The 20,655-nt window shown below is 70.3% G+C and carries 20 protein-coding genes; 9 read left to right on the top strand and 11 right to left on the bottom strand.

Translation table 11 applies throughout. The features are described 5' to 3' along the window. Positions 1 to 27: 27 nt before the first annotated feature. From ACFQSB_RS29040 to ACFQSB_RS29060, 5 genes are all read right to left on the bottom strand, one after another. Positions 28 to 1,614: an acyl-CoA synthetase gene (locus ACFQSB_RS29040; RefSeq protein WP_380830058.1), complete on the bottom strand. Its 1,587-nt coding sequence runs from the start codon at positions 1,612 to 1,614 to the stop codon at positions 28 to 30. A 115-nt stretch (positions 1,615 to 1,729) separates the two neighbouring features. Further along, the gene (locus ACFQSB_RS29045) at positions 1,730 to 2,878 is read right to left on the bottom strand and encodes a thiolase domain-containing protein (protein WP_354836725.1); all 1,149 of its coding nucleotides are present in this window, start codon (positions 2,876 to 2,878) and stop codon (positions 1,730 to 1,732) included. 2 nt (positions 2,879 to 2,880) lie between these two features. Then, positions 2,881 to 3,918: a thiolase domain-containing protein gene (locus ACFQSB_RS29050; RefSeq protein ID WP_380830059.1), complete on the bottom strand. Its 1,038-nt coding sequence runs from the start codon at positions 3,916 to 3,918 to the stop codon at positions 2,881 to 2,883. A 13-nt stretch (positions 3,919 to 3,931) separates the two neighbouring features. After that, positions 3,932 to 4,825 (bottom strand): Zn-ribbon domain-containing OB-fold protein, encoded by an 894-nt coding sequence (locus tag ACFQSB_RS29055; protein ID WP_380830106.1) that lies wholly within the window; start codon positions 4,823 to 4,825, stop codon positions 3,932 to 3,934. 91 nt (positions 4,826 to 4,916) lie between these two features. Beyond that, positions 4,917 to 6,461, bottom strand: coding sequence for an acyl-CoA synthetase (locus ACFQSB_RS29060; protein WP_380830061.1), 1,545 nt, complete (start codon positions 6,459 to 6,461; stop codon positions 4,917 to 4,919). Between the two features lie 197 nt (positions 6,462 to 6,658). Between ACFQSB_RS29060 and ACFQSB_RS29065 the strand changes: the two genes are divergently transcribed. After that, positions 6,659 to 7,474 (top strand): crotonase/enoyl-CoA hydratase family protein, encoded by an 816-nt coding sequence (locus tag ACFQSB_RS29065; RefSeq protein WP_380830062.1) that lies wholly within the window; start codon positions 6,659 to 6,661, stop codon positions 7,472 to 7,474. A 297-nt stretch (positions 7,475 to 7,771) separates the two neighbouring features. Here the strand turns inward: ACFQSB_RS29065 and ACFQSB_RS29070 are convergent, their stop codons facing one another. Then, positions 7,772 to 7,972, bottom strand: coding sequence for a DUF397 domain-containing protein (locus ACFQSB_RS29070; protein WP_380830064.1), 201 nt, complete (start codon positions 7,970 to 7,972; stop codon positions 7,772 to 7,774). Continuing rightward, entirely contained in the window at positions 7,969 to 8,820 is an 852-nt protein-coding gene (locus tag ACFQSB_RS29075) for a helix-turn-helix domain-containing protein (protein ID WP_380830065.1), read from the bottom strand. Before ACFQSB_RS29075 ends, ACFQSB_RS29070 begins: the two co-directional genes overlap by 4 nt. Positions 8,821 to 9,055: 235 nt before the next feature. Between ACFQSB_RS29075 and ACFQSB_RS29080 the strand changes: the two genes are divergently transcribed. The 6 genes from ACFQSB_RS29080 to tgmC all read left to right on the top strand — a co-directional run bounded on the left by ACFQSB_RS29080 (position 9,056) and on the right by tgmC (position 12,299). Next, positions 9,056 to 9,286: a hypothetical protein gene (locus tag ACFQSB_RS29080; RefSeq protein WP_380830066.1), complete on the top strand. Its 231-nt coding sequence runs from the start codon at positions 9,056 to 9,058 to the stop codon at positions 9,284 to 9,286. Positions 9,287 to 9,291: 5 nt separating this feature from the next. After that, positions 9,292 to 9,690, top strand: a complete 399-nt coding sequence (locus ACFQSB_RS29085) for an ATP-binding protein (protein ID WP_380830067.1) — start codon at positions 9,292 to 9,294, stop codon at positions 9,688 to 9,690. 194 nt (positions 9,691 to 9,884) lie between these two features. Further along, positions 9,885 to 10,256 (top strand): hypothetical protein, encoded by a 372-nt coding sequence (locus tag ACFQSB_RS29090; RefSeq protein WP_380830068.1) that lies wholly within the window; start codon positions 9,885 to 9,887, stop codon positions 10,254 to 10,256. A 14-nt stretch (positions 10,257 to 10,270) separates the two neighbouring features. Beyond that, on the top strand, positions 10,271 to 10,564 hold the full coding sequence (tgmA, locus tag ACFQSB_RS29095; protein ID WP_380830069.1) for a putative ATP-grasp-modified RiPP: 294 nt from the start codon (positions 10,271 to 10,273) through the stop codon (positions 10,562 to 10,564). Then, entirely contained in the window at positions 10,561 to 11,166 is a 606-nt protein-coding gene (locus ACFQSB_RS29100) for a hypothetical protein (protein ID WP_380830070.1), read from the top strand. Before tgmA ends, ACFQSB_RS29100 begins: the two co-directional genes overlap by 4 nt. Then, entirely contained in the window at positions 11,163 to 12,299 is a 1,137-nt protein-coding gene (gene tgmC / locus ACFQSB_RS29105; protein WP_380830071.1) for an ATP-grasp peptide maturase system methyltransferase, read from the top strand. Before ACFQSB_RS29100 ends, tgmC begins: the two co-directional genes overlap by 4 nt. A 264-nt stretch (positions 12,300 to 12,563) precedes the next feature. Here tgmC and ACFQSB_RS29110 read toward each other — a convergent pair whose 3' ends face one another. Continuing rightward, positions 12,564 to 13,163 (bottom strand): PadR family transcriptional regulator, encoded by a 600-nt coding sequence (locus ACFQSB_RS29110; protein WP_380830072.1) that lies wholly within the window; start codon positions 13,161 to 13,163, stop codon positions 12,564 to 12,566. A gap of 71 nt (positions 13,164 to 13,234) precedes the next feature. On the opposite strand from ACFQSB_RS29110, the gene ACFQSB_RS29115 reads away from it, so the two are divergent. Together ACFQSB_RS29115 and ACFQSB_RS29120 are read left to right on the top strand one after the other, a co-directional pair. Then, complete coding sequence (locus tag ACFQSB_RS29115; protein WP_380830073.1) at positions 13,235 to 13,936, top strand: ABC transporter ATP-binding protein; 702 nt, start codon at positions 13,235 to 13,237, stop codon at positions 13,934 to 13,936. After that, positions 13,933 to 16,704, top strand: a complete 2,772-nt coding sequence (locus ACFQSB_RS29120; RefSeq protein WP_380830074.1) for an ABC transporter permease — start codon at positions 13,933 to 13,935, stop codon at positions 16,702 to 16,704. Before ACFQSB_RS29115 ends, ACFQSB_RS29120 begins: the two co-directional genes overlap by 4 nt. 15 nt (positions 16,705 to 16,719) lie before the next feature. Here ACFQSB_RS29120 and ACFQSB_RS29125 read toward each other — a convergent pair whose 3' ends face one another. The 3 genes from ACFQSB_RS29125 to ACFQSB_RS29135 all read right to left on the bottom strand — a co-directional run bounded on the left by ACFQSB_RS29125 (position 16,720) and on the right by ACFQSB_RS29135 (position 20,477). Further along, complete coding sequence (locus tag ACFQSB_RS29125) at positions 16,720 to 17,904, bottom strand: damage-control phosphatase ARMT1 family protein (protein ID WP_380830076.1); 1,185 nt, start codon at positions 17,902 to 17,904, stop codon at positions 16,720 to 16,722. Positions 17,905 to 18,029: 125 nt separating this feature from the next. After that, positions 18,030 to 19,145, bottom strand: coding sequence for an NAD(P)H-dependent flavin oxidoreductase (locus ACFQSB_RS29130; protein WP_380830077.1), 1,116 nt, complete (start codon positions 19,143 to 19,145; stop codon positions 18,030 to 18,032). 399 nt (positions 19,146 to 19,544) lie between these two features. After that, entirely contained in the window at positions 19,545 to 20,477 is a 933-nt protein-coding gene (locus ACFQSB_RS29135; protein ID WP_380830078.1) for a PorA family protein, read from the bottom strand. Positions 20,478 to 20,655: the final 178 nt, after the last annotated feature.

Raw genomic sequence — 20,655 nt, forward strand, 5'->3', positions numbered from 1 at the left:
GGCATGGCGGGGGACGTGGGTGAGTGACTACGACGTCTCGGTGACCACCTGGCGGGCCCAGCGGTAGTCGGCCTTGCCGGCGGGGGTGCGGACCATGTGCTCGACGAAGGCGTACGTGCGGGGCACCTTGTAGCCCGACAGCTTCCCGCGGCAGTGGGCGTCGAGTTCCTCGGCGGTGAGCCGGGCGCCGTCGCGGGGTTCGACGACGGCGGCGACGCGGCTGCCCCACCGTTCGTCGGGGACGCCGGTGACGACGGCGTCGAAGACGGCGGGGTGGCCCTTGAGCACGGCCTCGACCTCCTCGGGGAAGACCTTCTCGCCGCCGGTGTTGATGCACTGGGAGCCGCGCCCGAAGACCAGGATGGTGCCGTCCTCCTCGACGCGGGCCAGGTCGCCGGTGAGCAGCCAGCGGGTGCCCGCGGCGTCGGTGACGAACGTCCGCGCCGTCTTGTCCGGGTCGTTGTAGTAGCCGAAGGCGATGTCGCCGGCCTTGGCGACGGTGCCCATCTCGCCCGAACCCGGCTCGACCGGGCGCAGGTCCTCGTTCAGGACGGCGAGGGTGGCGGTGGCGTTGGGCTTGTACTTCAGGCCCGACTCCGGGGAGGAGCCGGCGACGGCGGAGGCGGTGTAGCCGGACTCGGTGGAGCCGAAGCTGTCCATGATGATCACGTTGGGCAGCAGTTCCTGTAACCGGTCGCGCACGACGCCGGTGAGGATGGCGCCGGTCGAGCTGAGCACCATCAGCGACGCCAGGTCGTAGCCGCCGGCGGCGATCTCGTCGGCCAGGGGCCGGGCCATGGCGTCGCCGGTGATGTTGACGGTGAGGACCCTCTCGCGTTCGATGGCGCGCAGCACCTCGGCGGCGTCGAACCTGCGCGTGTACACGACGGTTGCGCCCATCCACCAGGAGATGAACGTGGCCATCTGCGCCGCCCCGTGCATCAGCGGCGCGGCGGGCATCATGATGATCGGGTTGGAGCTCACCGCCGTCTCGATGACCTGGCCCGGCTCCTTGTGCGGCTCGCCGTAGGGGTTGCCGCCGCCGAAGGCCATGAACAGGTCCCTGGTGCGCCACATGACGCCCTTGGGCATGCCCGTCGTCCCGCCGGTGTAGATGATGTAGAGGTCCTCGCCCGACCGCCGGGGGAAGCCCTCCCGCCCGTCCGGCCGGCCGATGACGGCCTGCTCGTAGGGCACGGCGCCCTCGACGCGCGACGGGCCGCCGACGGCCACCAGCGTCTCCAGCCTGGCGCACTTCGGCGCGGTGGCGGCCACCCGGTCGTCGAACTCGGTGTCGTACAGCAGCGCCACGATGTCGGAGTCGGTGTAGAGGTACAGCAGCTCCGACTCGACGTACCGGTAGTTGACGTTGACCGGCACCGCCCTGATCTTGAGCGTGGCGAGCAGCGCGGCGATGTACTCGACGCCGTTGTACATCTGGATGCCGACGTGCCGTCCCGGGCCGACGCCGCGTTCCATCAGGAAGTGCGCGAGGCGGTTGGCGTGCGCCTCCAGCCCGGCGTAGGTCAGGCGTGCCTCTCCGCAGACGACGGCCACGCGGTCCCCGATCGCGTCGGCCAATCCCTCGAACAGGTCGGCGTGGTTGAACTCCATCGGGGACTCCTCACAACTGGTCGCCGGCGGCCCTCACTGCTTGCCCCCCGATGTGCTCGCTCCATGGTGGCCCGGAACGGGCTCACGACTCATCCCCCGGCATGCGGAGCGCCTTTCACGGCTTGTCGCTTCCGACGATCCACATGGCGAAGAACTGCGCGCCGCCCCCGTAGGCGTGGCCGAGCGCGCGGCGCGCCCCCTCGACCTGGTGCTCGCCCGCCTTGCCCCTGACCTGCAGAGCCGCCTCGGCGAAGCGGATCAGCCCGGACGCGCCGATGGGGTTGGAGCTGAGCACGCCCCCGGAGGCGTTCCAGGGGATGTGACCGGAGAGCGCCGTGGCGCCGGACTCGGTGAGCTTCCACCCCTCGCCCTCCCCCGCGAAGCCGAGGTTCTCCAGCCACATCGGCTCGTACCAGGAGAACGGCACGTACACCTCGGCGACGTCGATCTCGCGCAGCGGGTCGGTGATCCCGGCCTGGCGGTAGACGTCGGCGGCGCAGTCCTTGCCGCCCTGCGGGTTCACGGTGTCGCGGCCCGCGCGGAAGATCGGCTCTGAGCGCATGGCGCCGCCGTGGATCCACGCCGGGGTGCCGGTCACCTTGTCCTCGGCGGCCAGCACCATGGCGCAGGCCCCGTCGGAGGACGGGCAGGTGTCCAGGTAGCGGATCGGCTCCCACAGCATCGGCGTGGACTCCACCATCCGCCGGTCGATGCCCGGGATCCTCAGGTGCGCGTAGGGGTTCTTGAGCGCGTTGAGCCGGTCCTTGACGGCGACGAGCGTGCCGATGTGGTCGGGGGCGCCCGAGCGGCGCATGTACTCGCGGATGTGCGGCGCGAAGTACCCTCCGGCGCCGACGACCAGGGACGCGGTGAACGGCAGGTGGGTGGACAGCGCCCAGGTGGCGTTGGACTCCGACTGCTTCTCGAAGGCGACCACGAGCACGCGGTCGTGCACGCCGCCCTGGACGAGGGAGGCGCCGACCAGCGCGGTCGAGCCGCCGACGCTCCCCGCGGTGTGGACGCGGGTGACCGGCTTGCCCGCGGCGCCGAGCGCGTCGGCGAGGTAGGCCTCGGGCATCATGACGCCCTCGAACAGGTCGGGCGCCTTGCCGATGACGACGGCGTCGATGTCCTTGAAGGTCAGCCCGGCGTCCTCCAGGGCGCGCAGCGCGGCCTCGCGGACCAGGCCGGCGATGGAGACGTCGCGGCGTTTGGTCTGGTACTTGGTCTGGCCGACCCCGATGACGGCGCAGCGGTTTCCCATGGTCAGGCCTCCAGGACGGTGACGAGGTTCTGCTGGAGGCACGGCCCGGAGGCGGCGTGGGCGACGGCGCGGCTCGCGGCGCCCTCCATGACGCGCCGCGCGGCCTCGCCGATGCGGATGAGCCCGGTCGCCATGACGGGGTTGGCGGCGAGCGGGCCGCCGGAGGGGTTGACGACCGTGCCGGGCGGCAGCCCGAGCGCCTCGCGCAGGATGACCTCCTCGTGGCTGAACTGGGCGTGCAGCTCGGCCACCTCGACGGGTCCCTTGCCGACGCCCGCGGCCCGGGCCGCGTCGGCGGCCGAGACGGACCGGGCGAGGTCGCGCATGCCGAGGTAGTGCGGCTCGGCGCGGTGCGCGATGCCGGTGATCCACGCGGGGCGTTTGCCGAGTTGCTTGGCGAGGTCTCCGGCGGCCAGGACGATCGCCGCCGCGCCGTCGGTGATGGGCGCGATGTCGCTCGCGCGCAGCGGCCGCACGTCGTACTCGTCGTCACCGGGACCACCGGAGTCACCCGGGTCGGGCAGGTCGAGCGCGTACGGGTTGGCCCGGCCGTCGGCGCGGCTGCGCCGGACGATCTCGCGCAGTTCGGCGGGCGTGGCGCCGACCGCGTCCGCCTGGAGTGCGGCGTAGGACACCTGGTCGAGCCCGAGCGGCGCCAGGTAGTAGGGGTCGAGCTGGAGCGTCATGATCTCGCGCAGGTCGCCCATGGAGGTCTTGCCGTAGCCGTAGACCAGCGCCGAGTCGACGTCGCCGTGCTGCAGCCGCACCCACGCCTCGTACAGGGCCCAGGCGGCGTCCATCTCGACGTGGCTCTCGGAGATGGGCGGCCAGGCGCCGATGGCGTCCAGCGCGGACACGAACGAGAACGGCGCCCCGGCCAGATAGTCGCAGCTTCCCGAGCAGGTGAAGCCGAATCGCGTCAGGCCGGTGCGCTCCTTGACCTCCTGGATGACGGGCCCGATGAGCTCGGGCTCGTTGAGGCCCTGGTCCTCACCGGTGTGCCTCGTCTGGGCGAACGCGATGACCGCCACCTCACGCACGCGGACCTTCCCCTCACAGCCGGACGTCCGGCTCGCCCGTGGGGGCGAACCACCTGATGTTGCTCATCGACATGGTGCGCTCCTCGGGGGGCACCCAGACGGCCTTCACCCGCATGCCCTGCCGCACCTCGTGGGCGGGGACGTCGCCCATGAGCGCGATCATGGGGACGTCGGCGCCGTCGAGCAGGATGTAGGCCGACACGAACGGCACCTGCGGGGCGCGGGGGTCGGGCAGGTTGTTGATGGCGAAGGTGGTGACGGTGCCGGTGCCGGGCAGCACGACCTCCTCGGCGATGGCCGAGCCGCACTCGGGGCAGGAGGTGCGGTAGGGCACGTAGACCTTGTCGCAGCGGGCGCAGCGCCCGGCGATGAAGACCCCGTCCCTGACGCCCTCGAGGAAGCGGGTCAGCGAGCGGCCGGGCTGCACGCGGTACTCGGTGCGGACGTGCGCGGTGATCGTGGTGACCTCGGGCACGAAGCAGGCGATGTCGGTGATGTGGCCGGCGCGCTCGCCGTCCGGCCGGAACCGGGGCCGTACGCGCAGCCCGGGGCGCATGGCCTTGGCCGTGCCGGCGTCGACGGCGTGCACCAGCGCGGTGTCCGCGCCGTCCAGCCTGACCAGGGCCCAGGCGAACGGCCGGTCGAGGGGGTGCCCCTTGCGGGGCGTGCCCACCCAGGCCCAGCTCTGGACGGTGCCCCCCGGGCCGACCTGGACGTACTCCTCGGTCACCGCTTCGCCGGTCGCCGGGTCGTACTCCAGCGGCGGCACCAGGACGCGGCCGTCGGCGGTGCGCACGCCAACGATGCGCCCGTCGCGCAGCTCGGTGAGGAAGCGGCCGATCACCGGGCCGGTGGTGCGGGTGTACCCGCCGGGGAACTCCAGCACGTGCTCGGCGACCAGCGGCACCGGCGGTGGCACCGGGCTCTGCAGGGGCGGCAGGCCCCCGGGATGCGCGGTCCCGGGCGTCGCGGTGTCGGGCTTCCCGGGGAGGGGCCCTTCAGATGGCACGGTCTCGGCCCTCCCAGTACGGGTCGCGGAGCTTGCGTTTGAGGAGCTTGCCGTTCGGCTCGCGCGGCATCTCGGCGATGAAGTCGATGGTGCGCGGCCACTTCATGCGGGCCAGCCGGCCCTCCAGCGAGCGCAGGATCTCCTCGGCCAGCTCGGGGCCCGGCGCGACGCCCGCCGCCGGCTCGACGACGGCCTTGATCTGCTCGCCCCACTCGTCGTCGGGGATGCCGAAGACGGCCACGTCGGCGACCTTGGGATGGACCATCATCTCGTTCTCGATCTCCGCCGGGTAGATGTTGGCGCCGGCCGAGATGATGACGTCGGCCTTGCGGTCGCAGAGGTACAGGAAACCCTCTTCGTCCAGGTAGCCGATGTCCCCCACGGTGAAGTGGTCGCGCAGGCGGCCCGCCTCGGTCTTGTCAGGGTCGCCCTTGTACTCGAAACGGACCCCGGCCATCTTCATGTAGACGGTGCCCGGGGTGCCGGTGGGGACCGGGCGCAGGTCGTCGTCCACGATGAGCAGTTCGCTGATCGGCCAGGCCGAGCCGACCGTGCCGGGGTGCTTCTTCCACGCCTCCGGGGTGGCGATGGTGCCGCCGCCCTCGGTGGCCGCGTAGTACTCGTAGACGCAGTCGCCCCACCAGTCGAGCATGGCCCATTTGACCGGGACGGGACAGGGCGCGGCCGCGTGGATCATCCACTTCAGCGAGGACAGGTCGTAGCGATGCCTGACCTCGTCGGGCAGGGCGAGCAGCCGCTTGAAGTGGGTCGGCACCATGTGGGAGTTGGTGACGCGGTGCTTCTCGCACAGCCGCAGCATCTCCTCGGCGTCCCATTTATCCATGTAGACGAGCGTGTGCCCCATGTGCAGGGCCGTGCCGCCGAACTGCGTGACCGCGGTGTGGTAGTTCGGCGAGGTCACCAGGTGCGCGTTCGGCGGGCCGGGCGTGATGCCGAACAGCGAGAGCAGGAACGTCATCAGCTCGGCGCCGTCGTCGGGGTCCAGGCCGCTGAGCGGGCGGCGGACGCCCTTGGGCCTGCCGGTCGTCCCGGAGGTGTAGTGCATGGTCGCGCCCGCGGTGCGGTCCGGCGGCGGCGTGTCCGGGTACCCGGCGGTGAGGTCGTCCACCGTGCGGAAGCCGTCGACGCGCCCGAAGGAGAACCGGCGGCCGGCGTCGATGGCCTCGGCGCCCCGCGCCCCCTCCTTGGCGTAGCGCTCGTGGACGAACAGCGCCTTGGCCTCGCTGTCGGCGACGATGTAGGCGATCTCGGGCCCGGTCAGGTGCCAGTTGATCGGCGTGTAGTACCAGCCCGCCTGGAGCGCGGCCAGGTAGAGCGTGAGGCCGTCGGCGCCGTTGGGCACCAGGCCGCACACGCCGTCCCCGGCCCGCAGCCCGAGGCCGCGAAGGGCGTGGACCAACCGGTTCGCGCGGGCGAGCAGCTCGCCGGCGGGGTGTGGCGTGCCGTCGGGGTCCACGGCGGCGATCCAGCCGGGATCGGCCTGCGCGAGCCTCCAGAAGCCGAGCGAGCCCATGGGAACTCCCTTGTCCGGTTGCGCCGTACCTTCCCGGATGCGCCGAAGTGAAGCACGTTCTCGGTTTCCCGACAACCCTGGCGTTACGGCAGGTTCACGAACAAGAATCTGTTCTAGTTCGCAGCGGCAGACTAACCCCGGACGGCCGCGTCGAACAAGCGCTTGATAGGACCGCTCAGCCCAGGAAGGTGTCCTCCATGGAGCTCCTGCCCATCAGCACCCAGCACTGCCGGGTCGAGCGGGACGGCCACGTCGTCATCGTCACGATGGACCGCCCGGAGGCCAGGAACGCCCTGTCCACCGACATGCTGGTCGGGCTCGCCGACGCGTGGGCCTACATCTCCGCCGAGCCGGAGGTCCGGGTGGGCATCCTCACCGGCGCGAACGGCACCTTCTGCGCCGGCGCCGACCTCAAGGCGATGGGCGCGCCGCCCGCCGACGAGCGGGTGGCCCGGCGCGCCCAGGAGATCCCCGACGTGCACTGGAAGGGCCTGCTGCGCGACGGCGACGCGCTGCCCGCCAAGCCGATCGTCTGCGCGGTCGAGGGGTACGCCGTCGCGGGCGGCACCGAGCTGCTCGTCGGCACCGACCTGCGCGTGGTGGGCGAGTCGGCCACGCTGGGCCTGTTCGAGGCCAGGCGGGCGCTGTTCCCCATGGGCGGCAGCGCCGTCCGGCTGCCGCGGCAGATCCCCTACGCCTTCGCCATGGACATCCTGCTGACCGGCAGGCCCGTCACCGCCCAGGAGGCGCTGACGATGGGCCTGGTCAACCGGGTCGTCCCAGACGGCCAGGCGCTGACGGCCGCGCGGGAGATCGCCGACCAGGTCGCCGCCTGCGGCCCGCTCGCCGTGCAGGCCATCCTGCGCGCCTACCGCGACACGCTCGGCATGCCCGAGCCGGAGGCCCTGAAGGTCTCCGACGCCATCGGCTGGCCGGTCATCGGCTCCCAGGACGCCAAAGAAGGCTCACGCGCCTTCCGCGAGAAGCGCCCCGCCGTGTACCGAGGCGAATGAGCCTCGCCTCCGCACGCCAGGCGCACCGCACGCTGGCCGCACCGCACGCGAGACTCACCGCATGCGGGCCCTTGTCACGCGACCTACGACCTTCAAGGGCGACCCCCCGACGCGCGGGCGCGTCAGGGCCGGTGACCGCGGCGACGTCAGCCGGTCACGGGCCGGGGGCGGAGCCCGGCGCTCCGCCCCCGGTCTCGGGGGACGGCACTGGCCGGGGTCCGCCAGGCCGCTCGACAACCTTGGAGCCCCCGTGGTGCGAGGGCTCTCTAGGTCAGTCGCGTCGGGACTAGCAAAGCCTCAGACGTCGAATTCCCCACCCTTGACACCCTTCACGAAAGCCGACCACCCGCCCGGCGTGAAGAGGAGAGCGGGACCGGTGGGGTTCTTGCTGTCCCTGACACCGATGACACCCGGCAGGTTGCCGGCGACTTCGACGCAGTTGTTGCCCCCACCGCTGTAGCTGCTCTTGCGCCAGCGGGCGTTGGGAAGATCAGTCATTCGAGTTGTTCCTTGGTGTCGGTGATGAGCCCGATGGATTCCTCCGGGATCAGAGCGACATCGCGGATGCGCTCAAAAGCCACTTTATAGCGGTCGACCTGCTCTGAGCTCTCCACGTACACGTCCCCTGCCGTGCTTTCGATGTATGCGACATCAGGATCGACCTCGTCGGGGAAGGACAAGATCGTGAAGGCTCCTTCAAGGCCGGCGTGGGCTCCAGCGCTGTAGGGAAGAACTTGGATAGTCACGTTGGGTCGCCGTGCGGCGATGATCAAAGCTTCCAACTGGTCATGCATCAGCGCACGGCTTCCGATGCGACGGCGTAGGACGCCTTCATCCAGTACGGCGTGTAGCTGTGGCGCGTTGGTCCGGCTCAAGAGGGTCCGCCGTGCCATGCGGGCCATGACCCGCCGGTCGATCTCCTGGGGATCGTACTGCTCAGGACGCACCACGCTGATCACCGTGCGCGCGTAGTCCTCGGTCTGGAGAAGGCCGGGCACAAGCTGGACTTCCCATTGATGGATCAGGGACGCCTCGTCTTCCAGCGCGACATACGAGCCGGTGAACACATCGGCATACGCCGTCCACCATCCTCGGCGGCGGACTTCCTTCGCGAGTTCCACCAGGGCGGCACGGGTCGATGACGGCGTGCCGTAGAGATCACAGATCTGTGCCACGTCGGCGGTGCTTGCGCGAGTGCGACCGGTCTCGATGCGGCTTACCTTGCTGCGGCTCCACCCGAGTTGAGCGGCTGCGCCTTCGGGGCTGAGCCCGGTCGCCTCTCGCATCTTACGAAGTTCCCTGGCGAGGCGGCGTAGCCGGACTGTGGGACTGTGCGCGATCGACATACGCACAGTCTGCCGGATTCACGTCTCTGCCAATGGTCGAATGCTCAAGTTATAGCGAATCTGCACAGTGCATCGACACCACGCACATATCGCGAACATCATGGCGTTCACCAAGGCGGATGGAGAGCGAATGACAAGCCAGGATCTTGTGCGCGGTCGCTCCAAGAGGAGCAACGCCGCGCCCGCCACGACTGCGCGGGCTTCTCGAAGTGCGAGAGAGCAGCAGTATCTCTACTTGGTTCGGCTGGCCTGGAACCTGAACCGGCGGGGCCTGCGCGCGGCGGTGGATCTCCCCCTGAAGACCGAGCCCGTCCTGATGGTGACCCGGACGGCGACGGCTTCACTGCGGGTCATGGCGTACTGCGCCAAAGGGACATGGGTCTACACCTGGGGCCGGGGCCGGGATCAGCAGGTGCGGGCGCTGGCGGACGACGCGGCCGAGCGGATCTGGGAGGTCGCGCAGTGAGAACGGTGGGCGATCTTCTCGGCAAGGTCGATCTCCTGGGGCTGGAAAGTTCGGTCAAGATCGCACGAGCGTATGTGTGCTCGGTGCTGGACCGGGCCAGGTGGCGGGACCTGGAGGACGTCGAAACCCTGGTGAGTGAGGTGTTCACCAATGCGGTCCGGCATTCGGAGTCGGGCCGCCGACCGGGTGGTGTGGTGCAGGTGCGGATCTACGAGGACGGCGACAGGGTTCGAGTAGAGATGACCGACGAGGGTTCGCCCAACAGCATTCCGACGATCCCCGTTCAGGCCAGCCTCTTCAGTGAGAGCGGCCGGGGCCTGTGGATGGTACGGGAGCTGTCCTCATCGTGGGGGTGGGGACAGGACGCCAGCGGGCGCACGGTCTGGTTTGAGGTCCGGTCATGACGGGCTTCGGATCGTCGCCTTTCAACTGGAGTCGCGGGCAAGCGGCCTGGATGACGGTTGGCAGATCGCACAGATCGCACCGATCGCACAGATCGACATCGTCTATAGGGCTGCCGGCCGAAGAGGTCGCCCGCTCGATCGCCCGTGATCACCCCGCCGAGCACCGCCGTTGGGCTCCGGTGACGACATGGGACGTGAGCAGCTACCTGACGGGCTGGTCCCGGTTGCCCGATCTTCCCTCGACCCGGCTGTCCTGGGTGCGCAGCCTGGGTGACGATCATGTTCCGCCGGACCGCGAGGTGATCCGCCCGCCGCCTGGGCGAGCATTCGGACGGCGGACCGTTGCCGCCCTCGATCCGGGAGCGACGCGCGACTTCTCCCGCATCGCCGCCCCATCCATCCTCGTCAACACTTTTTCAAAACACCAGCACAGCGAATGGTATTTCGCTGCGCAAATTCAACGGCAAGCACACCATGCCAAAATGCGTATTCGCGGAAAGGCTCGCCATGTCGGGCCGGTCGAGTTAGGATCGGCTCGCAAGCCAAGACGCGGTAACCAGTCTTGAAACGAGGTGAATGAATGCTTCACAGTGATCTGGGCGAAAGGGACGACAGCAGCGGAGCCGGGTCCTGCCTATCGGCCCTGGATGCTGCGCAACCGTGGGGCTTGACTCGAATGTCCCCCCTGCCTCCGGCTTCTTCGTTCTCCTACAGCACTGTTCGTCTCGATCCCGTATCTCAGCAGGCCGTGCACGTCGGCCCGGGAGGTGAGCCGATCAAGGCGGGGGCCCGTCTCAAGTGGAGCGTTTCTCGGGAATGCAAGCACGGTTCGGGCTCGGTGGGGTCCTCGCAACTTTGCCATGTCCATATGTGAGCCACCCGTGGACGCTCGCGGAAGCGGAGCACAAGCCTCTCCAGCTCGCGACGGCGCAGCGAGCCGGATTCATCGTACCGGCCACGCTCATCACTAATCGCGTGGAGGATGCGCGCGCGTTCGCGGTCCAGCACGGCCCGATCATCTACAAGCCGCTGCGGAGTACTTCCTACGTTGACCCAAACGGCGACTTGTGCACCATCTGGACGACCCTCGTCGATCCGGCCGAGTTGGACGAAACCGTGAATCACACGGCACATCTGTTCCAGGCTTACGTGACCAAGCATGCCGATCTTCGCGTGACCGTGGTCGGGGAACGCGTGTTCTGTGTCCAAATTGATTCCGATCTGCTTGACTGGCGAGCAGATTATGACAGGCTCACTTATAGAGTCGTTGATCCTCCGTCCGGCCTCGGCGAAAGATGCATGACCTACTTGAGATGCTGTGACTTGCGCTTCGGAGCATTCGACTTCGCCCTTACCGAAGACGGCCCGGTATTCTTAGAATGCAATCCGAACGGTCAATGGGGATGGCTCGAAGACCAGACGGGATTGCCCATCGCCCGCGCCGTCGCTGATCTGCTCTTGGAGGACTCATCGTGAACGTCCCCGCCACCGATGCATCGCATTTCCGGCGTGCCCTGGCGGAGCACTTCCCGCAGTCGGCATGGCGTGAAGCCGTCGAGTCCGTCCCACGTGAACTGTTTCTCGGGGCGGCGATCTACCGGGCCACCGAATACGGGGACCGGTGGGAGGTGATCCGGCGTGATGAGGTTCCCGCCGACGAGTGGCTCCGCCTCGCCTACAGTGACGAGACCTGGGTAACGCAGGTGGGCGGGGTCATGGCCGATGACGCGACCGGTCGCACGTCAGGGCCACCGACATGTTCGTCAACCATGCCCGGATTGGTCGTGCGGATGTTGGAGGCCGCGCAAATCTCCGGGGGCGCGAAGGTTCTGGAGATCGGGACGGGGACCGGCTATTCAGCAGCGCTGATGTGCCACCGTCTCGGAGATGGCGCCGTGACATCGATCGAGTACGATCCCGCAGTCGCCGGCCACGCCCGCACAGCATTGGCCGCTGGGGGATACGCACCTACGCTGGTGGTCGGCGATGGGCTCTCGGGTTACGAGAAGAACGCCGAGTATGACCGGCTGATCGCCACCTGTTCGGTGCGCTACATCCCCATGCCGTGGATGTGGCAAGTCCGTGACGGCGGCACCATCACCACGCCACTGTGGGGATGGATGGGTGGGACGGCGTTCGCTCACCTGACCCTCGATGACGCAGGTTATGCCAGCGGGCGTTTTTTGCAGGACCGTCTCTACTTCATGACCGCGCGTCCACACCTGCCTCACCCGCTCTCGCACGCGGTGCTTCTTCGCGGGCCGTCACGACCGAGCAGGATCGACCCTAATCTCCTCGACCATGAAACCGGGGTCTTCGTCGCCCAACTCGCCGCACCATCGGCCCAGCGGTTGGGTACGGGGGACGAGACGATCCTGGTCGATGTCGCTACCGGCTCACAAGCGAGCAGCAGTAAGACGGCAGAAGGCGAATGGGTGGTTCGGCAGCATGGCCCGTTGCGGCTCTGGGACGCCGTCGAAGATGCCATTGAGACGTGGCAACAGGCCGGTTCGCCCGATCAATCAGCGTTCGGTCTCAGGGTCACGCGTGACCGGCAGTACGTCTGGCTGGGAGACAACGACGGGCCAAGCTGGGACCTGCCCGTATAAGCGGAGTGTTCAAGGCGCGCCGGCTCGGTGGTGATCAGCAGCTCTTACCAGAACCTCGTTGAAACGACTGAATGAGTATCGTCTGGCACCCATAGAGGGCCTCGGCTGGTTCTCTGGTCGAGGGCCTTCACGCCTTGGTCCGTCGAACATGTCCGCTCGTGGAGTTCGACACATCTGACCAGGACCCCGCTGAAAACAGCTGAGTGAGGTCGGTAACCCATGGAGGCCCCCGTCCGGGCCATGGGCCGGCCGGTCATCCGCCGGTTACGGGCCGGTGGCGGCGTCCGGGGCTTCGCCGCCGGTCTCGGGGACGGCGCCGGCCGCCGGCGCGGGACGGGCCTGACCGGCGAGGGGTGCGAGGCGCCGCTCGGCGCCGTCGATCACCTGGAGGTCGGCCTTGGTGTGCGCGATGGCCGCGTCCACGAGCAGGGCGACGAGCGGGTCGGCGGCGTTCTCGCGGCGCAGCCGGGTGAGCCCGGCCAGGTCTGACAGGCAGGCCTGCCGCTGCGCCGAGGTGTAGTCCGAAAGGGCCCCGGCGCCGAGCCGGGTCGCGGCGAGCAGCTTGAGGAACATCTCGTCGCGGAAGCCGGACGCGCGCACGTGCGGCGTCGCGACCCAGGAGCTCAGCTCCTCGGCCCCACCGCCGGTCAGCTCGTAGAGCGTCTTGTCCGGCCGGTCGTTCTGCGTCACGTGGCTGCGCGTCACGTGCCCGTCCCTGACCAGCCGGTCGAGGATCTGGTAGAGGTGGCCGATGTTGAGGCCGCCCCACTGCGGGCCGATCGCCGCCTCGAAGCGGCTCTTGAGCTCGTACCCGTGGCTCGGGCCCTCGGCCAGCAGGGCGAGTACGGCGTGACTCAGCGGCATCTTTCCGACCTTCCCCTAGATTGTCGCAATCTATCGATAACACTCCATACATTGTGACAATGTATGGAGCCATGGGAGCAGGAGTCGCGTTACGGGGCGTCAGCCGCATCTACGGGTCGGCCAAGGCGCTCGACGACGTCAGCGTGGAGTTCGAGCCGGGCGGCGCGGTCGCGCTCATGGGCCAGTCGGGAGCGGGCAAGTCGACCCTGCTCCACCTCGTCGGAGGCATGGACCTGCCCGACGCGGGCGAGGTGGTGGTCGACGACCGGCCGCTCCCCCGCAAAGGACTGGACGCCCACCGGCGGCGCGTGGGGTTCGTCTTCCAGCGCTTCCACCTGCTTCCCGCGTTCAGCGTGCTGGACAACGTGCTCGCGCCCGTCCTGCCGTACCGGGTGGACTTCGACAGGAAGGCGCGGGCGCGGGAGCTGCTCGAAGCCGCCGGCCTGGACGGCCGGGAGCGGGCGCTGCCGGGCGAGCTGTCCGGCGGCCAGCAGCAGCGGGTGGCCATCGCCCGCGCGCTCATCGGCAACCCTCCTCTACTGCTCGCCGACGAGCCGACCGGCAACCTCGACAGCGCCACCGGAGAGGAGATCATGGACCTGCTCGCGGCGCTGCGCGGCCGGTACGGCATGACGATGATCATCGCGACGCACAACCCCGAGGTGGCCGCCGCCTGCGACCGGCTGGTCCGGCTCCAGGACGGCCGCATCGTGAGCGACGAGCGGGTGGCGCCGGCCGACGACGTGCTCGACCGTATCGGACGGCTCGGGTGATCCGGCTCGCCGCCTCGCGACTGCGGCACGGCGCCGGGCGCGCCCTGGTGCTCCTGCTCGGCATCCTGGTCGCCGCCACCGCCTTCACCGTCCTCACCGGCACGGCCGAGACCCAGCGGCTGCGCATCGTCGGCACGGTCGACGAGAACTTCCGCGCGCAGTACGACATCCTGGTCCGCCCGAAGGGGTCGGCGACGGCGCTGGAGCGCTCGTCCGGCCTGGTGCGGGCCAACTACCTGTCGGGCATCCACGGCGGCATCACGCAGGCCCAGTACGAGCGCATCAGGAAGCTGGACGGCATCGAGGTCGCCGCGCCCATCGGCATGATCGGCTACATGACCGGCACGGGGCAGGTCGACGTCCCCGTCACCGACGTGCTGGGCGAAGGGGAGCGCACCCTGCTGCGCGTCGAGCGCACCCGGGTGGCCGACCGCGGGCTCACCCGCATCCCGTACGCCCCGCACTACGCCTACATCACCCGGCGCCCGCTGACCTCCTCGATGCAGGAGGGCGCGGTGCTGCGGCACACCGGCGAACAGGTGACGCGCGACAAGAACGTGCCCATCGGGACATCCCTGTACTGGCAGCGGCTCACGCCGCGCTCGGGCCCGTTCCCCTTCGACGGCGGGCCCACCACCAGCGCCTGGTCCACGGCGAACGCGCAGGGCGACCGGTTTCTCGCGCAGACGAGGGGGATCCGTCCCGGCGAGGCGACGATCCAGCTCTGGCAGGAGTTCCCCCTGCTGCTCGCCGCGATCGACCCGCAGGCGGAGGCCGCGCTGGCCGGCCTGGACAAGGCGATGGTGGACGGCCACTACCTCGGCCGGCCGGAGGACACCCCCCGCGGGGAGATCCCGCTGATCGCGGCCGGCCGTCCCTACGCCGACCAGCAGGACGAGCTGGTCATCAGCAGGCTGCCCGCCAGGACCGCCGAGAAGGTGGTCACCGGCCTGCCGGCCAGGACGCTGCGGAGCGAGGTCACCCGGCAGCACGGACCCGTCGTCAAGAAGGTCACCGTCGGAACCGACCGGTTCTTCGCCGACATGCTCCACACCTGGCAGCACCCCGTCAGCGGCAAGTCCGTCGAGCAGTACATCTCCATGACCCGCTACTGGACGGCCGGCCCCGTCCAGTACGGCAAGGACGCCGATGGCCGGCTGAGGCCGGTGCCGGTGACCAACGACCCCAAGGTGTGGCAGGACCCCTTCCTCGCGTCGATCGTCCCCGAGATCGCCGGCGCGGGGTCGGCCCCCATCGGGTCGGCCGACGCCCAGTTCCGGCGGCTGGACCTGAACGCCATGAGCGGTGACGTGGTCAGGGACGACGCCATGCGGGTCGTCGGCCGGTTCGACCCCGAGAAACTCCCGGGCTTCTCTCCCCTGTCCTCGCTGCCGATGGAGACCTACAACCCGCCGTCGGTCGTCCCCGGCGACGACCGGACGAGCGCCCTGCTGAAGGGACGCGGCCTGCTGCCCTCCGACAACCTCGCGGGCTACCTGCAGCCGCCGCCGCTGCTGCTGACCGACCTGGCGAGCCTGCGGAGGATCGCCGGCCTCACGCAGGGCGGGCGGCTGGCGAAGGCGCCCCTGAGCGTGGTCAGGGTGCGGGTCGCGGGAGTGACCGGGCCCGACCCGGTGAGCAGGGAGCGCATCGGCCAGGTGGCCCGCGACATCGTGGCCGCCACGGGGCTCGACGTCGACATCACCATGGGCTCCTCGCCGCGGCCGGTCACCGTGGACCTGCCCGCCGGTTCCTACGGCCGGCCCGCGCTGACCGTCAAGGAGGGCTGGGTCGACAAGGGAGTGGCCTACCGGATCCTGCGGGAGTCCGACCGCAAGTCGCTCGCGCTGTTCGTGCTGATTCTCGCCGTGTGTGGGCTGTTCCTGGTGAACGCCTCCTCCGCGGCGGTGCGGACCGCCCGCACCGAACTGGGCGTGCTGGCCTGCCTCGGCTGGTCGCGGCGCAAGCTCTTCGGCGGCGTGCTGACCGAGACCGGCTGCGTGGGCCTGCTCGGCGGCCTGCTGTCGGCCGTGGTCGCCGTGCCGGTGTCGTCGTGGTTCGGGCTCCAGGTGCCGGCGCCGCGCGTCCTGCTCACCGTGCCCGCCGCGCTCGCCCTGGCGCTGGCGGCGGGGCTGGTCCCCGCGTGGCGCGCCTCGGCCGTGCCGCCGGTCGAGGCGGTGCGCCCGGCGGCGCGGGCCGGCCGCCGGGCCCGCTCGCCTCGCGGCGTCACCGGGATGGCCCTGGCCGGCCTCGCCCGGGTCCCCGCCCGTACGCTGCTCGGCGCCTCGACGCTCGCGGTGTGCGTGTTCGCGCTGACCGTGCTTCTCGGGGTGACCTACGGCTTCCGGGGCCGAGTGGTCGGCTCGCTCCTCGGGGACGCGATCGTGCTGCAGGCCCGTCCCGCCGACTACGCCGCGATCATGGTGATGTTCGCGCTCGGCACGCTGGCCGTCGCCGACGTCCTCTATCTCGGCGTGCGGGAGCGGGACGCGGAACTCGCCGCGCTGCGGGCGACCGGCTGGACGGGGCGCTCGCTCGCCAGGCTCGTCGTCTCGGAGGGCGTGCTCATCGGCCTGTCCGGCGGCGCCGCGGGGGCGGCCGCCGGCCTCGCGGCGACGGCCGTGCTCGCCGGGAGCCTGCCCTGGGCGGTGGCCGCCGGGGGCCTCGGCGCCTGCGTCCTGGCCGTCCTGCTCGCGGTGCTCGCCTCGGCGCTTCCGGCGGCGCTCGTCCAGCGCCTGCCGCTCGCGGCTATCCTCGCCCAGGCGTGACAGAGGAGAGGGGCGTCAGGCGCGGCCCTGGATCATCGCGTGGGTGCCCGAGGTGCGCCATGACCGCCCCGAGGCATCCAGGGCGGCCGACACCGGCTCGTCCACTCCGACGAGCACGTCGGACTTCAGGGTGCGCAGCGCGACGACCGGCCCGGGGAAGTAGGAGGTGACGGCCGCGAAGGGGGTGGCCGACGGCCAGAACCGGTCGCCGACCAGCCTGCGGTAGTTGAGGTCGCCCTTGGTGATGGTGAGAGCGGCCGAGGCGAACTCCTCGCGCAGGTCGTCCGGCATGTCGCTGTAGGGCAGCGGCGCGCAGGAGAAGGGGTGGGCGCGCAGCGCGAGGCGTCCCGCGCCCATCGCCCGCCAGAGTCTTTCGCCGGTCTTGCCCGCCTGCCCGGGGGCGCCGGCCAGCCGCCGCAGGGACGCCGCCACGTCGGCCGGCGTGGCGTCGGAGACGAAGTACGGCTGCGGCTTGACGTGCAGGACCACCTCGGCCGCGAGCCCCCGGTCGAGCAGGTGGTCGATCAGCACCAGGTCGGGCAGCAGCTCGCGCCCGGCGTTGTCGGCGAGCACACAGACCTTGCCCGGCGCGCGGTCGCGCAGCAGCGACCACAGCAGCGCGCCGTCGTCCACGACCAGCTCGCCGGCCGGCCCGGGCCCGCCGGTCGCGGTGATCGCGTGCGACAGGTCGGCGCGGTTGCCCCACAGCGACCCCAGCAGCACCCCGGCGGCCCGCTCGTCCTCGGGGAGCGTGGCGGCGTGGTCGAGCGCGGCCAGCTCGTCGTCCACCGCCGTGCTGTGCAGCTCGGCCTGCTTGGCCGGGCCGAAGGGGTCGACGCCGCGCCACGGGCCGTCCCCGAAGTAGCCGGTGGCCTCCAGCAGCTTGCGGTAGAAGTAGCTCTCGGCCCACAGGAACGGCACGTCCACCCAGCGCCTGCCGATCTTGCCGCGCCCCCACGCGGCCCAGGCGGCGTGGTCGTGGGCCGTGCCGTCGGGGCCGTCGGGGTCGTGGAGCGGCTCCATGACGTCGCGGACGACCTCGTCGAGCAGCGCGTCGAGGGCGCGCAGCCGGTCGGGGGTGTAGGGCAGCGCCTCCCTGACCTGCCGCACCAGGATGGGGTGCCGCTCGCGGAACACGCCCAGGGCGTACGCCCCGGGAACGTTGCCCATGATCTCGGGCGCGTCCATCGCCTCCGGCATCCGCTTCCACCCCTCCGCTCGCCTTCCGCCCAGTAAACCGCACGGCCGCCACCCGCCCGGGAGGCCGGGCCGGGTGGAACGGCGCGCACGGGGACGGCGAGCGGGGGACGGCGAGCGCGGCGGCGTCAGTCGGCGGTGAGGCGTCCGAGGCGTTCGACGGCCTCGACGTACTCCTCGACCAGGTCGAACACCACGTCCTTGGCGGACTTCACCTGGTTCATCGCGCCGATGATCTGCCCGGCGGGGAAGGTGGCCAGCTCGCCTGCGTCGGAATTGCCGATGCGGCGCAGGGCGCCGGAGATCAGCATGAACTGCAGCGGCATCGGCAGCGTGCCCGGCGACTCGGCCGACTCCCAGGCGTCGGTCCACTCGTTCTTGAGCAGCCGCGCGGGCTTGCCCGTCCAGGAGCGGGACCGCACGGTGTCGCGCGAGGTGGCCGCGAGGATCTTCTGCCGGGCCAGTTCGGGGGTGTCGGCCTCCTCGACGGTCAGCCACAGCGATCCGGTCCAGACGCCCTCGGCGCCGAGCGCGATGCCCGCGGCCATCTGGCGGCCCGACCCTATGCCGCCCGCGGCCAGGACGGGGACGTCCACGGCGTCCACGACCTGCGGGATCAGCACCATCGTGGAGATCTCGCCGGTGTGCCCGCCGGCCTCGGTGCCCTGGGCGACCACGACGTCCACGCCGACCTCGACCTGCTTGATCGCGTGGCGCGGGGTCGAGGCGAGCGCGGCGACCTTGACGCCCTTGGCGTGGGCGAGGTCCACGACGTCCTTGGGCGGCGGGCCGAGCGCGTTGGCCAGCAGCGCGATCGGGTGCTTGAGCGCCGTCTCGACCTGGGGCCGGGCGGTGGCGTCGGTCCAGCCGAGCAGCACCCGTCCGGCCTCGGCGTCGCCGGAGAGCGGCGGGACGCCGTGCTGGGCGAGCAGGTTCTCGACGAACGCCCGGTGGCCGTCGGGGATCATCCCCTGGAGCCTGGCCACCAGGTCCTCCGGCGAGTCGACGCCGAGGTCGGCTCCGGCGTAGGAGGCGGGCATGACCACGTCCACGCCGTACGGCTTGCCGTCGACGTGGTCGTCGATCCACTTGAGCTCCATCTCGAGCTCTTCCGGGGTGAAGTAGAGGGCCCCGAGCACACCCATGCCGCCGGCGCGGCTGACCGCGGCGACGACGTCCCGGCAGTGGCTGAAGGCGAAGATCGGCAGCTCGATCCCGAACATGTCGGTGACACGTGTCCGCATGGCACGAATGTACGACCGCCGCCGCACAAACTGCAACGTGTTCTAACAGGAGGTCGTGATCACACGCGAGGGCCCCGTGGCGCACGGACGATCACGGTGCCGGCCCCCTACGAGAACACGTTCCACGCGCTCGGGTCACCACAGCGGACACGCCGAAGGACCGGCAGCCCGGGGCCGTCCGCGACCGTCGACCGGCCGGGCGCCGCAAGGGGCGCCGGCATCGCCGTGCCACGACCCACCGACCCGGCGCCGACCGCCTCCAGCACATGACGGGAGGAGAGCCACGCCCGGTCGTAGCCCGCGGCCACCTGGCCGCGGGCTACGCGCCCACGGAGCGGGGGCGGGAGCGGCTCACCCCCAGCAGGACGACGCCGAGGCGCGCGGCCACCTGGCTGCGGGCTACGCGCCCGCGGAACGGCGGCGGGAGCGGCTCGCCACCAGCAGGACGACGCCGAGGACCACGACCACCAGGCCGACGACCAGCATCACCAGGGGCACGGTGGTCTTGAGCAGGGTGATCTGGTCCTTGCCGTCGATGGCGCCCTTGACCAGCCTGTCGACGGTCTCGGGGGTCATCTTCGCCGTGGCGACCAGGGCGACCGAGCGCTCCACACCGTCCTTGGTCTTGAGGACCTCGTGACGCTGCTGCTCCTGCTTCACCGGGGACCCGCTGACCGGCTCGACCCAGTAGGTGACGACGCCGTCGTAGAAGCGGTCGACCTGCACGTCACCGGTCTGCTCCATGCCGATCGCCGAGGCGGGCGCGGTCAGCGTGGCGATCTTGGTCGGCGGGACCTTCTGCTCGAACTTGTACACCTGCAGCCCGTTGACGGTGTCCTCGCCGACGAACGCGGCGTCGAAGGACTGCTTGGCCGAGGAGTTGAAGACCTTGTAGGTCTTCTTCTCGGTGCCGAACGGGAACAGGTAGATCTGGCCGGTCATCTGGACCGGCTCCTTGTCCACGTTGGCGCCGCAGCAGTCGACGCCCTCCCCCGTGTACTTGTTGAAGGCGCTGCGCCGCTGGTCCATCTGGATGTTCGGCTGCCCGTTGGTGACGTCGTTGACGGCGGTGAACTCGTCCCACACCACCCGGTCGCCCTTGGCCTCGGCCACGTCGCCGCGCGTGGTCACCGTGATGTCGAGGCTGGCGTTGAGCACCTTCACCTTGGCGATGCTGAAGTACTGCGCGTCGTCGGCGCGCAGCTCGGAGACCCCGTAGTAGTCGGCGGGCGCCGCGACCAGCTTCCCGGCCGCGTAGAAGCGGATGAGCGGCGCCAGCGTGATGAGAAAGGCCCCGATCGCGATGAGAACGACTCCAGTGATGCGTCGCATCAAAATCCTCCGGGGTTAACCGACAGCCGGATACTCGGACCGTTTGTCCAATAGCGCGTATGTTGTCCGCGATCGTAGTGCTGCGTGTGTCTTCCGTCACTCACTCGCCCGCCAAATTGATAGAAACGTGTTCTACCTGGGGTGGGGTGGAGCGGGCGACCGGCGGCCGCCGCCCCGG

Origin of the sequence: Sphaerisporangium rhizosphaerae (assembly GCF_042665155.1) — a bacterium.
Classification (GTDB): Bacteria; Actinomycetota; Actinomycetes; order Streptosporangiales; family Streptosporangiaceae; genus Sphaerisporangium; species Sphaerisporangium rhizosphaerae.

What these genes read in the sequence shown, in the direction of transcription:
- ACFQSB_RS29060 (WP_380830061.1), bottom strand. Translation starts at nt 6,461, where the DNA reads ATGGGCTCGCTCGGCTTCTGGAGGCTCGCGCAGGCCGATCCCGGCTGG.
- ACFQSB_RS29075 (WP_380830065.1), bottom strand. Translation starts at nt 8,820, where the DNA reads ATGTCGATCGCGCACAGTCCCACAGTCCGGCTACGCCGCCTCGCCAGG.
- ACFQSB_RS29135 (WP_380830078.1), bottom strand. Translation starts at nt 20,477, where the DNA reads ATGCGACGCATCACTGGAGTCGTTCTCATCGCGATCGGGGCCTTTCTC.
- ACFQSB_RS29070 (WP_380830064.1), bottom strand. Translation starts at nt 7,972, where the DNA reads ATGACTGATCTTCCCAACGCCCGCTGGCGCAAGAGCAGCTACAGCGGT.
- ACFQSB_RS29065 (WP_380830062.1), top strand. Translation starts at nt 6,659, where the DNA reads ATGGAGCTCCTGCCCATCAGCACCCAGCACTGCCGGGTCGAGCGGGAC.
- ACFQSB_RS29045 (WP_354836725.1), bottom strand. Translation starts at nt 2,878, where the DNA reads ATGGGAAACCGCTGCGCCGTCATCGGGGTCGGCCAGACCAAGTACCAG.
- ACFQSB_RS29110 (WP_380830072.1), bottom strand. Translation starts at nt 13,163, where the DNA reads ATGCCGCTGAGTCACGCCGTACTCGCCCTGCTGGCCGAGGGCCCGAGC.
- tgmA (WP_380830069.1), top strand. Translation starts at nt 10,271, where the DNA reads ATGCTTCACAGTGATCTGGGCGAAAGGGACGACAGCAGCGGAGCCGGG.
- ACFQSB_RS29130 (WP_380830077.1), bottom strand. Translation starts at nt 19,145, where the DNA reads ATGCGGACACGTGTCACCGACATGTTCGGGATCGAGCTGCCGATCTTC.
- ACFQSB_RS29040 (WP_380830058.1), bottom strand. Translation starts at nt 1,614, where the DNA reads ATGGAGTTCAACCACGCCGACCTGTTCGAGGGATTGGCCGACGCGATC.
- ACFQSB_RS29115 (WP_380830073.1), top strand. Translation starts at nt 13,235, where the DNA reads ATGGGAGCAGGAGTCGCGTTACGGGGCGTCAGCCGCATCTACGGGTCG.
- ACFQSB_RS29125 (WP_380830076.1), bottom strand. Translation starts at nt 17,904, where the DNA reads ATGCCGGAGGCGATGGACGCGCCCGAGATCATGGGCAACGTTCCCGGG.